This is a genomic window from Ruegeria sp. YKSE079, assembly GCF_059612845.1.
The window spans coordinates 139,197-152,678 of record NZ_JBXWRJ010000004.1 but is presented as its reverse complement, the minus strand read 5'-3'; the positions used below and the strand labels follow the sequence as shown (position 1 = coordinate 152,678).

Annotated in this window: 11 protein-coding genes; 6 read left to right on the top strand and 5 right to left on the bottom strand. The window is 58.9% G+C overall.

Translation table 11 applies throughout. The features are described from left to right. The first annotated feature begins 108 nt into the window (after positions 1–108). Both AC2FMY_RS05330 and AC2FMY_RS05325 read left to right on the top strand, forming a co-directional pair. A complete protein-coding gene (locus AC2FMY_RS05330) occupies positions 109–1,542 on the top strand; it encodes a cache domain-containing protein (protein ID WP_496807084.1) in 1,434 nt (477 codons plus the stop codon). Further along, positions 1,539–2,186: a response regulator transcription factor gene (locus AC2FMY_RS05325; RefSeq protein WP_480749705.1), complete on the top strand. Its 648-nt coding sequence runs from the start codon at positions 1,539–1,541 to the stop codon at positions 2,184–2,186. The genes AC2FMY_RS05330 and AC2FMY_RS05325 overlap by 4 nt, the downstream gene beginning before the upstream one ends. Positions 2,187–2,239: 53 nt before the next feature. Here AC2FMY_RS05325 and AC2FMY_RS05320 read toward each other — a convergent pair whose 3' ends face one another. Next, positions 2,240–3,088, bottom strand: a complete 849-nt coding sequence (locus tag AC2FMY_RS05320) for a HalD/BesD family halogenase (protein WP_496807083.1) — start codon at positions 3,086–3,088, stop codon at positions 2,240–2,242. 425 nt (positions 3,089–3,513) lie between these two features. Between AC2FMY_RS05320 and AC2FMY_RS05315 the strand changes: the two genes are divergently transcribed. The 4 genes from AC2FMY_RS05315 to AC2FMY_RS05300 all read left to right on the top strand — a co-directional run bounded on the left by AC2FMY_RS05315 (position 3,514) and on the right by AC2FMY_RS05300 (position 7,445). After that, complete coding sequence (locus AC2FMY_RS05315; RefSeq protein WP_480749703.1) at positions 3,514–5,265, top strand: acetolactate synthase 3 large subunit; 1,752 nt, start codon at positions 3,514–3,516, stop codon at positions 5,263–5,265. 65 nt (positions 5,266–5,330) lie between these two features. Continuing rightward, positions 5,331–5,891 carry an acetolactate synthase small subunit gene (gene ilvN, locus AC2FMY_RS05310; protein ID WP_480749702.1) on the top strand — a complete coding sequence of 187 codons (561 nt, stop codon included), beginning with the start codon at positions 5,331–5,333 and terminating at the stop codon, positions 5,889–5,891. Between the two features lie 178 nt (positions 5,892–6,069). Then, a complete protein-coding gene (locus tag AC2FMY_RS05305) occupies positions 6,070–7,227 on the top strand; it encodes an aromatic ring-hydroxylating oxygenase subunit alpha (protein ID WP_496745573.1) in 1,158 nt (385 codons plus the stop codon). Next, on the top strand, positions 7,224–7,445 hold the full coding sequence (locus AC2FMY_RS05300; protein WP_480749699.1) for a hypothetical protein: 222 nt from the start codon (positions 7,224–7,226) through the stop codon (positions 7,443–7,445). Before AC2FMY_RS05305 ends, AC2FMY_RS05300 begins: the two co-directional genes overlap by 4 nt. A gap of 36 nt (positions 7,446–7,481) precedes the next feature. Here the strand turns inward: AC2FMY_RS05300 and AC2FMY_RS05295 are convergent, their stop codons facing one another. From AC2FMY_RS05295 to AC2FMY_RS05280, 4 genes are all read right to left on the bottom strand, one after another. Continuing rightward, positions 7,482–8,288, bottom strand: a complete 807-nt coding sequence (locus tag AC2FMY_RS05295) for a DUF2189 domain-containing protein (protein WP_496745571.1) — start codon at positions 8,286–8,288, stop codon at positions 7,482–7,484. Between the two features lie 25 nt (positions 8,289–8,313). After that, positions 8,314–9,711 (bottom strand): amidase, encoded by a 1,398-nt coding sequence (locus tag AC2FMY_RS05290; RefSeq protein ID WP_496745569.1) that lies wholly within the window; start codon positions 9,709–9,711, stop codon positions 8,314–8,316. A gap of 84 nt (positions 9,712–9,795) precedes the next feature. Then, complete coding sequence (gene prfB, locus AC2FMY_RS05285) at positions 9,796–10,923, bottom strand: peptide chain release factor 2 (protein WP_480749696.1); 1,128 nt, start codon at positions 10,921–10,923, stop codon at positions 9,796–9,798. 69 nt (positions 10,924–10,992) lie between these two features. Further along, positions 10,993–13,482 carry a penicillin-binding protein 1A gene (locus AC2FMY_RS05280; RefSeq protein WP_496807082.1) on the bottom strand — a complete coding sequence of 830 codons (2,490 nt, stop codon included), beginning with the start codon at positions 13,480–13,482 and terminating at the stop codon, positions 10,993–10,995.

Here is a 13,482-nt window from a genome sequence, read left to right as displayed (position 1 = left end):
GGTTTCCTGCGCCGATACGAAACGGGCCAGCGGTGTTGGCCGGGGCGAGCGGCGAAAAATACCGCAATCCTTTTGATTTTGCGGCCGCCATTGCGTAACGATTCGCGCATGCGGTCTTTTCGTGAACTGATCAAGCTGAGTTACGCCCAGAAGCTGGCCTTGATCGCTGCTGTCCCATTGGTGGTCGCGGTGGCGGCGATTGCCGTTATGGTGGCGTACGAGGCCCGCGCAACCGCCGAGCGCGAAATCAGGGCGCTGGAAAAGAGGCTGATCGAGACCAAGAAGGACGAACTGCGGAACTACGTGACACAGGCACGCAACGGGTTCGGCTATATCTACGGCCCCGCCTCGCCCGATGATCAGGAGGCCAAAATCCATGTCGCGCAGATCCTGGCGGCGATGATCTATGGCACGGACGGGTTCTTTTTCGTCTACGACTATGACGGCACCAATCTGGTCAGTCCCCGGCAGACCGAATTCATCAACCGCAATTGGGAAGGGCTGACCGACAGCAATGGCATTCCCGTCGTTGATGAATTCATCCGTCTTGCGCGCGAGGGTGCAGGTTGGCACAGTTTCATGTGGGAAAAACCCTCGACCGGCGAAGAGGCGATGATGATCGCCTATGTCGTGGGTCTGCAAGACTGGCAATGGGCCGTCGGCACCGGCGTCTTCATCGACGACATTCTGGCGACGGTTGCCAACGCCCGTGCCGAGGTCGAGGCAAGGGTCCAGCGCACGTTCTATTATATCGGGGCCATCGTGCTGGCGGCGCTTTTGATCGTGTTCCTGTCGGGCATGTTGCTGAACATCCGCGAGCGGCGGCTGGCGGATGCCAAGCTAAAGGAACTGACGCAGCGGGTTTTCGACGCGCAGGAAGAAGAACGCGGCCGCGTGGCCCGCGAACTGCATGACGGTATCAGCCAGATCCTCGTCGGCGTCCGTTATGCGCTGGACAACACCCGTCGGCGGTTGGGTCGCGGCGATGACGAAGGCGCGCGCGAACCGTTGGAAAAAGGCATCGAAAATCTGGGGGCTGCTATCACCGAAGTGCGCCGGATCAGCCGCGACCTTCGCCCGGGTGTTCTGGATGATCTGGGCCTTGGTCCAGCCCTCAAGGCGCTGACTGACGACTTTCGCGAGCGTACCGGCATCGAGACCGATTTCACCACCGTTGTATTTCGCAACAGGTTGGATCAGGACAGCAAGATCGCGCTTTACCGTATCGCGCAGGAAGCCTTGACGAATATCGAACGCCATTCCGGTGCCACGCATGTCTCGATCGACCTGCGCGGGCACAAAAAGGGGGCGACGATGCGTATCGCCGACAACGGGCGCGGGTTGCGCTCGCAGCCAGGGGAAATCGCCCGTGGTATTGGCTTGCGGAATATGCAGGAACGGATCGAACAGCTTGACGGCACTTTGCGCATCCTGTCATCACGCGGGGCACAAAGCGGGACGGTTATCGAAGTCAGCCTGCCGCTCAGCCACCTGTTGCCTCCCGGCGAGGAAGCATTGCCGAAAAGAAAGGCCGGAACATGAACGTTGAGCCTGTCCGTGTCCTGATTGTGGATGACCACCCCATGGTTGCCGAGGGCATCCAGTCGATTCTCGAAAGCTACGACGATATCCTGGTGGTCGGAACGCTCGGAAACGGCCAGGAGGCAGTAGAGAACGCCGTAACGCTGGCACCGGACGTGGTGCTGATGGACCTCAACATGCCCGGCCTGGGCGGATTGACTGCCACCGAGATGATCCTGGAGCGCCTGCCCGAAACACGCGTCCTGATCCTGTCGATGCATGACAGCCCCGAATATATCTCAACAGCGCTCAGTCATGGCGCTTTGGGTTATGTGCTGAAGGACGTGCCGACCGACGAGATCAAACAGGCGATCGACGCCGTGATGCGCGGCGAACGGTATCTGTGCACCGGCGCAATCGGATCGTTGGAGCCAAAAGAGAATGAGGCGCGAGAGGCGCTGACCGGGCGCGAACAGACGATCCTGCTGCAATTGGCACAGGGCAAGTCGAACAAGGAAGTCGCCATCGTACTCGACATCTCGGTGCGCACCGTCGAGACGCACCGCAAGAACATCAAGCGCAAGCTTGGCATTTCCTCGACCGCAGGCCTGACGCGGTACGCGATGGAACACGGCATGTTGCAAGGCACCGGCGTCGGGTTTTGACAACCTCGAACACGGACCGAGACCATCAAATCGAGCCACCGCCCAATGGGATGCTAGTCCAGCAGCTTGTCCAGACGACGCCCTTCGCGTTCAAAATGATGCGGAAGAACCCGACCATAAAGCTGCCTAGTTCGTTCGACGCCGCCGCACATGCCCTCGGTTTCGACAAACGAGAAGATGCCGACATAGCGTTTTCTGTCACCCTTGACCGGCGCCACCCGATGCAACGAATACCGCCCCTTGAATATCTGCAGATCACCGGGGCGAAGCTCCAGCCTGCGTACCTGTGTCATGTTTCCGTCCAGAACACTGGCCACACCGTCGAAATTCTCGTCGTCCGAGCTGCGCAGGTTTGGTGCGTACTCGAACTCGCCGCCGGTCTCACCGTTCTGGATTGCCAACGTCACCGTGTAGTTGTTGGTATCGAAATGCCAGGGGAACCCCTGCCCCTCCTCGACAACGTTGATGATCACATCCGCCAGAGGATCGTCATAACGGAAAAACCGATCTTGGCTTTCATTCAACGCATCGCGAATGAACGGCATGAAGCCCGGAAATTCGTAGATTTGCCGCAAGGGTCCTGTCGCAGGGAAATTGTCTGCCGGAACAAAGGCGTTCGACCGGTCATAGAAACGCCTTACCGGATGACCGGGGCTTAGTGCCGGGTCGTCCTTGCTGAAATAGGCATTGGTGCGATTGAAAGAGCGATACGCCATCGGTGCCACTGCATCGGCTTCCTGAACAAGGGTTTCAACGCCTTGTTCATGAACAAAGCCGGGCAAAACGGCACAACCATCTTCACCGAGCTCGCGGCGAAGATCCTTGATCATACGGGCGTAGGCGGGCGAGTCTCGCCTGTCGATCGGATAGCGGCCCAAATCAACCAAATCGTAAAGCTTCATGTGAACGGTCCTTGCACTTGTGTCCTTCTTCCACGCTGTCCCTGCAGCGTGGCAGCGGTACCGGAACCGTTCAGGTCTGTTTCGGACATTGGCTTGACGGTTTTGGACCTCATTTCGCGGCGCAGCTCAATTTTCTGTCAGAGCTGTTGGCGGATGTTCCCCGCATGCGGCAATCTGCGCAACAAAATGTCGCGAAAACAGCGCCCAGCATCCGGTTTTCGCCAGATTGACTGTTGACGCCCTTTGCCCCCGACCATAATGTCCCCGCCAGCAAGAAGGAGCCGGTGGCGATGACCACACTAGTCGTAATCGTAGGAACCAAGCGCATGGGCCGGTAACGGAAAACCATAATCGAACCCATGCGCCTCCGAAAGTTCGGGGGCTTTTTTTATGCCAAACCGCATGTCGCCAATGGAGCAAAGCAGATGACACGTGAGATGACCGGAGCAAAAATGGTGGTTCAGGCCCTGAAGGATCAGGGTGTGGACACGGTATTTGGGTATCCCGGTGGCGCCGTCCTGCCGATCTATGACGAGATTTTCCTGCAAAACGACATCCGCCACATTCTGGTGCGACACGAACAGGGCGCGGTGCACGCCGCCGAAGGGTATGCCCGATCGACCGGCAAGCCGGGTGTCGCGCTTGTAACCTCTGGCCCCGGTGCGACAAATGCGGTGACCGGCCTGACCGATGCGTTGATGGATTCAATTCCGATCATCGTTCTGACCGGCCAGGTGCCGACCTTCATGATCGGATCGGACGCGTTTCAGGAGGCCGATACCGTCGGCATCACCCGACCCTGCACCAAGCACAACTGGCTGGTGAAGGATACCGACAGACTGGCAGCGACCCTTCATGAGGCGTTCCACGTCGCAACTGCCGGTCGCCCCGGACCGGTTCTGGTCGATATCCCCAAGGACGTCCAGTTCGCCAGCGGAGAATACCAGCCGCCTAAACCTTCGACCTCACACTATCAGCCTGTTCTCAAGGGCGATCTTGAAGAGATCACCGAACTGGTCGCCGCGATGGAAACGGCGAAGAAGCCGGTATTCTATACCGGCGGAGGCGTGATCAACTCCGGCAAGGCGGCCAGCCAGCTTTTGCGCGAATTGGTAGATGCGACCGGATTCCCGATCACCTCGACCCTGATGGGGCTGGGCGCCTATCCGGCGTCGGGCGATAACTGGCTGGGTATGCTGGGTATGCATGGACTTTATGAGGCCAACATGGCCATGCACGACTGTGATCTAATGATCAATATCGGCGCCCGTTTCGACGACCGGATTACCGGACGCATCGATGCCTTCAGCCCGCATTCGAAAAAGGCCCATGTCGACATCGATCCCTCCTCGATCAACAAGGTGATCCGCGTCGACATCCCGATTGTCGGCGACGTGGCTCATGTTCTGGAGGACATCCTGAAAGTGTGGAAATCCCGCGGCCGCAAGACAGACGCCGCCGCTGTCAAACAGTGGCAGGCGCAGATTGCCGAGTGGCGGAAGGTCAATTGCCTTGCCTACACCAACAGCGAAAAAACGATCAAACCGCAATATGCGCTTCAACGTCTTGAGGAACTGACCAAGGGGCGCGATCGTTATGTCTGTACCGAGGTCGGTCAGCACCAGATGTGGGCGGCCCAGTTCATGGGCTTTGAGGATCCTAACCGTTGGATGACGTCGGGTGGCCTGGGCACAATGGGCTATGGCTTCCCCGCCTCGATCGGGGTGCAGATGGCGCACCCAGAAGCGTTGGTGATCAACGTTGCGGGAGAAGCTTCGTGGTTAATGAACATGCAGGAGATGGGCACCGCCGCGCAGTACCGCCTGCCGGTGAAACAGTTCATCCTCAACAACGAGCGCCTGGGGATGGTGCGCCAGTGGCAGGAACTGCTGCATGGTGAGCGCTATTCTCACAGCTGGTCCGAATCCCTGCCCGATTTCGTCAAGCTGGCCGAGGCCTTTGGCGCCAAGGGTATCTGCATCAGCGATCCGGCGGATCTGGACGATGCGATCATGGAAATGATCAACTATGACGGCCCGGTTATCTTTGACTGTCTGGTGGAAAAGCACGAGAACTGCTTCCCAATGATCCCGTCGGGCAAGGCGCATAACGAGATGCTGCTGGGCGAGGCCGAGACGCAGGGTGTGATCCAGGCCGGCGGTGCGGTGCTGGTGTAACCGAATTCGGCGAATTTCCCGACCCATATGGGACGGGCATGAATTGAGTGAAGAAAGGGACGTAAATGTCTGCCCTACATATCAAACAAGGTTCCACCCGCCATTCCGCCTATAACCTGCGGCCGACTTTTTCGGACGTTCAGGAAAAGCACACGATCGCGGTTCTGGTGGAGAACGAACCCGGCGTTCTGGCCCGTGTCATCGGGTTGTTCTCTGGCCGCGGCTATAACATCGAAAGCCTGACGGTGGCCGAGGTGGATCACACCGGCCACCTGTCACGCATCACCATCGTCACCACCGGCACGCCGCAGGTGATCGAACAGATCAAGGCGCAATTGGGGCGCATCGTCTCGGTCCGGGACGTGCATGACCTGACCGTCGAAGGCGCGTCCGTCGAACGGGAACTGGCGATGCTCAAGGTGGTGGGCGAAGGCGACAAGCGGGTCGAGGCGCTGCGGCTGGCGGATATCTTTCGCGCCAACGTGGTCGACAGCACGCTGAACTCGTTTATCTTCGAGATCACCGGCGCGCCGGACAAGATCGACGCCTTTGCCGATCTGATGCGACCGCTTGGGTTGGCCGAGATCGCAAGGACCGGTGTCGCGGCCTTGCTGCGCGGCGACTGAAGCCACCCTGCGCGCGGCCAAGTTCAGCGGGCGCGCTCTGACTTCATGCGTCGGGTCACGCGTTGTGATCCGACCGGCTCTGAACCGGTCATGTCGCTTCGGGAAATATAGAAGTCGCGAAGCTTCAAGCAGCAGACGTTTTTGTGTGGCCTCTTCCTGCAAGCTCAGGAGAACGCGCATGACCACATCAATGACCACTCTGGCCGATGTCCGGCAACCCATTGAGCAGGCTCGCGGCCTGCCCAATGAGCATTACACCGACCCTGCGGTACATGCCGAAGAAAGCCGCGCGTTGTTCCTGGACGGTTGGGCAGGTCTTGCAGTGACTGCGGACGTGCCGGAACCCGGTGACGCGGTTCCTATGGAGTTTCTGGGCATTCCCCTGCTGCTGTTGCGCGATCGCGAAGGTCAGGTGCGGGTGTTTCAGAACATCTGCCGCCACCGGGGCATGATCCTGGTCGAAGAGCCGCGCAAGATCGAAGGCGCCATCCGCTGCCCCTATCACAGCTGGTGCTATTCCACCCAGGGCAAGCTTGTTTCAACCCCTCATGTCGGCGGGCCGGGGCAGAACACTCACAAGGATATCGACAAGAACGATCTGGGCCTGATCGAGGTGCGCAGCCACATCTGGAACGAGGTCGTATTCATCAACGTATCCGGCAACGCCGCACCGTTTTCAGAATATTTCGCGGATTTGCTGGAACGCTGGAAGGAATTCGATGTGCCGGTCTATCACGGCGGACCGGAAAGCACGATGCAGCTGGACCTGAAGACCAACTGGAAACTCGTGGTCGAGAATTATTGCGAGAGCTACCACTTGCCCTGGGTGCACCCCGGACTGAATTCCTATTCCCGGCTGGAGGACCATTATCATATTCAGGAGCAAGGCAAATTTTCTGGTCAGGGAACTCTTGTCTATCGCCAGATCACCGACGAGGATGGCAGTACATTCCCTGATTTCCCCGGCCTGTCTGACAAATGGGACACGGCAGGTGAGTATCTGACATTTCTGCCCAATGTCATGGTCGGCGTTCAGCGCGATCATATGTTCGCGATCATCCTAAACCCCTTGTCCGTCAACCGGACACTGGAGACGGTCCACCTGTTCTATGCCACCCCGGACACCTCGAAGTCGTTGAGGAAAAAGAACGCCGAGCAATGGCGCGTTGTATTTGTCGAAGACATCATGGCGGTCGAAAGCATGCAAAAGGGCCGCAGCGCTCCGGGCTTTGACGGTGGCCGGTTCTCGCCTGCAATGGATGGCCCGACGCATCTGTTCCATGACTGGGTGGCTGGTCGGTTGCAGGCCCACCGCACCAGCCAGGCGGCAGAATGAACCGCTTGGATGCACGGCTTCTTGCCGCCCATGAGGCCGGCGACCGCCAGGCGCTGGTTGATCTGTACGAAGAGGCCGCCGACTCTGCGACGGATGAAACCGCCTGTGGGTTCTTCCTGACCCATGCCTATGTGTTCGCGCTGGAGGCCGGACTGACCAAAGCCGCTAGCCTGCGCACGCGTCTGGTTGCGATGGGGCGGGAAACTCCGCCGGAATGACCCGGTGCTCACGCCCAACGCATTTGCCCAGTTGTGTCAGGCGGTTTCCGCCACACCGCCCTGGTCGGACGCCGCTTCATCGGCTGTGGCGATCTGGCGATAGAGATGCCAACTGGCGTGTCCCAACCAGGGCAACACGACAAGCAGGCCCAAAAACCAGGGCAGCAACGCCAGAAAGGTCACCCCTGCAACGAACACAGCCCAGCCGAGCATCACAACCGCGTTGTTCTTGACGTAAGAAAAGCTGGCGATCATGGCGGTCACGAAATCCAACTCCCGATCCAGAAGCATCGGGATCGACAGGACGGAAATCATGTAGAGCAAAAGGGCGAACACCGCCCCTACAGCCGTTCCGACTGCAAGCATCGTCAACCCGTTCAGGGTCAGGAACACTTCGAATGAGGACGAGACATTCGTCATGGTCGACAGCCCCAGAAACAGCGCAAAGATCATGTGACCAAGGAAGAACCAGAACAGGAACACGACAACGATGATCGCGCATATCGACGGCAGTTGCCGACGACTTTGCTGAACCACAATGCCGAAAATCGCCCCGTAATCCAGCGGTTCTTTCTGATCGAGACGATGCGAAACCTCGTAAAGCCCCACCGCTGCAAACGGGCCGATCAGCGGGAAGCCGATCGCCGCAAGTACCAACCAGAACGTGGTTCCAGTCTGGATCGTAATCCACGCCATTGCCCAACCCGCCAGTACGTAGAAGCCCGCAAACAACAGGCCAAAGACTGGCGCGCGCAGGAAATCGCGCCAACCCCGGCGAAGCGCCACGCGCAGCGTGCCAATATCGGCTGTTTTCATACGCGGTACGCCAAACGGTTTCTGCATGAACTCCTCCCTGCGATTTCAAGACTTACATTGCCGGTCGTTTTTGCGGCCATTTGGTTTTTGCGTGATAGGCCGCGCCCAAACCCAACAGCCTTGCATCGCTGCCGCGCGGGCCGAAGATCTGAATACCCATCGGCAGGCCCGAATCTCCGAACCCTGCCGGAACGGCCAGACTGGGCAGGCCCAAAAGGCTGACCGGAGTAACGACCTGCATCCAGCGGTGGTATGTGTCCATAGCGCGGCCCGCAATCTCACCGGGATACGGTAGGTTGACATTGAACGGCCAGACCTGTGCGGAGGGCAACACCAGCGCGTCATATTCCTCGAACAGTGCGGCTGCGCGCCGGAACCACGCCGACCGGATGGTGCTGGCACGATGCACCTCCATCGCGGTCATCGCCAGTCCGCGATCCATTTCCCAGCGGGCGCTGTCTTTGAGCATTGCCTTTTTTTCATCCAGCGGGGCGAGACCTGCCGCGACGCTCCACGAGCGCAAGGTGATCCAGCTGTCCCAGATCTGTTCGGCGTCGAATGGCGGGGACACCGGCTCGACCGAGCGCCCGATAGCCCGGAACACTTCCAGTGCGCTTTCGCAAAGCGCCATGATGCCGTCATCCATCGGGAAGGCCCCGTCCCAGTCGCCCAGCCACCCGATTCGCAGACCATCCGCTTCACCTGGTCTGACCGGTGACACCGGAGCGCTGGCAAAGGGGTGTGGCTGACGCGGGTCGGGGCCAGAGATCACGTCGAGCAGTAACCCGATATCCTCGGGGCTGCGCGCCATTGGCCCCAGCGTGGAAAGCTGATGCAGGAACGTGTCTCCAATTGGCTCAGACGGCACCCGCCCCCAACTGGGGCGGAACCCGTAAACGTTGCTCCACGCAGCCGGGTTGCGCAAGCTGCCCATCATATCCGAACCGTCGGCAAGGGCTACAATCCCTGTTGACAATGCAACAGCCGCACCACCGGAAGAGCCGCCGCAGGACAAGTCCGGATTATAGGGATTGCGGGTCGCGCCATAGACCGGGTTGAAGGTATGAGACCCCAAACCAAATTCAGGCACATTGGTTTTCCCGATCAAGATCGCCCCCGCCGCTCGCATCCGCGCGGCAATTAGGTCATCTGATTTCGGGATATGGTCCTTGAAGATCGGAGATCCTTGCGTCGACGCCACACCGGCCACATTTACCAGATCCTTTACCGCAATCGGCAGCCCGTGCAGCGCGCCGCGGCGTGGACCCGCATCCAGCGCCTCGGCCTCGGCCATCAACTCGTCCTTGTCGCGCAGCGCGACAATTGCGTTGACCTTGTCGTTGACGGTTTCGATCCGGTCGAGTGTTGCACGCATCAGTTCCGCCGCCGAAAGGTGGCCTTCGGAAATGGCGGAAAGCAGCTCGGTCGCGGAAGATCGGATCAGGTCCATAGGCGCTCACATCTGATGGTTGAGCCTACCCTAGACGCGGTCCGATTTCTTTTAAACCCACTGTTTGAATGTATCTTTTGGGGATCAGTCTTTCGTCCGTGCGTCCGACCGGCTTTTGCCTGATACATTCAACGCCAGTGTTGCCGCCATGAATCCATCAAGATCCCCATCGAGCACACCCTTGGTGTCCGAAGTCTCGTGATTTGTACGCAGATCCTTGACCATCTGATAGGGTTGCAAAACGTAGGACCGGATCTGGTTGCCCCAGCCTGCGTCACCCTTGGCCTCATGCGCTGCGTTGATCTCGGCGTTGCGGCGGTCAAGCTCCTGCTGGTACAGGCGCGATTTCAGAGCCTTCATGGCGATATCCCGGTTCTGGTGCTGGGACTTCTCCGAACTGGTCACGACGATCCCCGTCGGAATGTGAGTGATCCGAACCGCAGAGTCGGTGGTATTGACGTGCTGGCCACCTGCCCCGGACGACCGGTAGGTGTCGACGCGAATATCCGACGGGTTCACCTCGATCTCGATATTGTCGTCGACCACCGGATAAACCCAGACCGAACTGAACGAAGTATGCCGCTTGGCAGCCGCATCGAAGGGCGAAATTCGAACCAGACGATGCACACCGCTTTCCGATTTCAGCCAGCCATAGGCGTTATGGCCGGAAATCTTGTAGGCAACGGATTTGATCCCGGCCTCTTCGCCGGGTGTTTCCGACTGCAGCTCGACGTCGTACCCCTTTTTTTCGGCCCAGCGGACATACATCCGTGCCAGCATCGACGCCCAGTCGCAGCTTTCGGTGCCGCCTGCGCCGGCGTTGATTTCAAGGAACGTGTCGTTGCCGTCGGCCTCGCCGTTCAACAGTGCTTCGAGTTCTTTTTTCGCTGCCTTCCCCTTGAGCGACTTCAGCGCGTTTTCGGCATCGGTGACAACTTCCTGATCCTCTTCCATTTCGCCCAACTCGATCAGTTCGACATTGTCGTTGAGGTCCGTCTTGATCGACTCATAGGTTTCGATGGCATCTACCAGAACCTGCCGGTCACGCATCAGTTTTTGCGCGTTCTCGGGGTTGTCCCACAGGTTGGGATCTTCAACACGGGCGTTGAACTCTTCCAGCCGATACGGCGCGGTTTCATAGTCCATTCGCTGAGCCAGAAGCTCGAGCGACTTTTGGATATCCGCCACGATGTTTTGTATTTCGGCGCGCATGATGAGTCCTGCAAAATTCGGGTCAACTGAGGGGTTCTGATAGACCAGCCCCAAACTCTGGGCAAGCGGTCAGTAAAGACCGCCGGAACTGACCGTGCCGAAATTCGCCTTGGGTCCGACCGTGGTGGTCTGACCGGTCGAGGTTCGCACCTGTTGACCGGCCTGCTGGACCTCTTCAAACAGCGGCAGGTCGGAACCCATCGCGAAACCGCCGTCAAAGGTCAGGCCAAAGATCGGGTCGACACCGTCCCGGAAATACTCGGCCACGACATATTGCCCGGTTGCATCATCCGGCAGGCGCGCACCGGTGAAACGGTCGATCTTGATGAAATGCCCGCCGGGCGGTACATCGAACGGTCCGCCACCGAACTTTGCCACGGCCTTTTCCATAAAGCTCTGGAAGACGGGGCCACACATCGACGATCCGTAAGCCGCACGGCCCATCGGGCGCGGCTGGTCATAACCGATATAACAGCCCGCGACGATGTTTGAGGTGAAGCCAATGAACCACACGTCCTTGGCATCGTTGGTCGTTCCGGTTTTGCCAGCGGTGGGAACCGGCAGGTTCACCGCCCCCGCAGCAGTCCCGCGTTCGACAACACCCCGCATCATCGAGGTCAGCTGATAGGCGGTGATCGGGTCCATCACGCGTTCGCGGTTGGTCACGATCCGGGGCGATGCATCGCGGGCGATCCGGTCTGAATTGCAATCCACACAATCCCGCTTGTCATGGCGATAGATCGTCTTGCCGAACCGGTCCTGAATGCGGTCGACCAGTGTTGGCTGTACCCGCTCGCCGCCATTGGCAAACATCGCATAGGCCGACACCATCTGGTAAAGCGTGGTTTCCTGGGACCCCAGCGAATTGGCCAGGTAAGGCCCCATGTGATCGTACACGCCGAACCGTTCGGCATAGCCCGCCACCACCGGCATCGACACTTCCTGCGCCAGTCGGATGGTCATCAGGTTACGTGACTGTTCGATCCCCGTCCGCAATGGCGTTGGCCCATAAAATTTGTTCGACGAATTCTTGGGGCGCCACAAACCTTGAGGCGTGTTCACTTCGATGGGCGCATCCACGACGATGGTCGCGGGGCTGTATCCACTGTCCAGCGCCGCCGCATAGACGAAGGGCTTGAAGCTCGACCCCGGCTGTCGCAATGCCTGCGTGGCACGGTTGAACACGGAATCCTGATAGCTGAACCCACCCTGCATCGCCAAAACACGGCCCGAGTTCACGTCCATCGCCACAAAGCCGCCCTGCACTTCGGGGACCTGGCGCACCGACCATTGACTGTCTTCACCCCGAAGAACCAGAATCACGTCGCCGCGCTTGAAATTCTTGGCGAAATCCCCTTGCATCCATTTGATGTCCGAGCGGGGAACAGTACCGTCCGCGGGTCCGCCCTCAATTCCGACGGTCAGTTTCTCGGACGAGACTTCCAGCACGACAGCGGGAAACCACTGCGTCGGCAGGATCACATCGCGTGGCACCTCGGTCAGAGCCAGCGCGGCACGCCAGCTATCCTCGCTGGTCATCTGTTCTTCGGTCAGGGTTACCTCAGTTCCGCGCCAGCGACCGCGCGAGCGGTCATATTTTTCCAACGCCTCGCGCAGGGCGCGCGCGGCTTCGACCTGCATTTCCTCATCGATCGAGGCGCGCACGCTGAAACCGCCAGTAAAAAACTCGCCCTCACCAAAATTCTCGCTCAATTGGCGGCGAATCTCGTCGGTGAAATAGTCGCGCGGCGGCAAAGCGGTGCGGAAACTGTCAAAATCGCCATTCTGCACCGAACGCAGGGGCTGTTCGACTTCGGTCTCGTAAGTTGCCTTGTCGATGAAACCATTCTCCTGCATTTCTCGCAGCACATAGTTGCGCCGGGCCAGCAATCGCTCCTTTTGGCGTACGGGGTGGTAGTCCGAAGGCGCTTTGGGCATCGATGCCAGCGTTGCGGCCTCATGCGGTGTCAGTTCCTGCAACGTCTTGTTGAAATAAGTCTGAGCTGCGGCCGTGACACCATAGGAGTTTTGGCCGAGGAAAATCTCGTTCAGATACAATTCTAGTATCTGCTCTTTGTTCAGTGTCTCTTCGAGGCGGGTGGCAAGGATAATTTCCTTGATCTTACGTTCGGCGCGCCTGTCGCCGGACAACAGAAAGTTCTTCATCACCTGCTGAGTAATGGTTGATGCACCCCGCACGTTTTCGCCCTTGGAACGTACCGCTTCGACGCCCGCAGCAACGATGCCGCGAATGTCATAACCCTGATGTGCATAGAAATTCTTGTCTTCAGCCGAAATGAATGCCTGCTTGACGAGTTCAGGGATCTCTTCGGAGGGTGTGAACAGGCGGCGTTCCTGTGCGAATTCGTCGATCAGGTGCCCTTCGCCCGAGTAAATCCGGCTGATCGTCGGTGGTTTGTACTGCGCCAGCGACTCGTGGCTGGGCAGGTCGCGGCCATACATCCAGAACACCCCTCCGATGGTCAGGGCGGCCATGAAGATACCAAGGGTTACGAGGCTGAAAATGGCCCCGAAGAAGGAGAGTACGAACCGGATCAC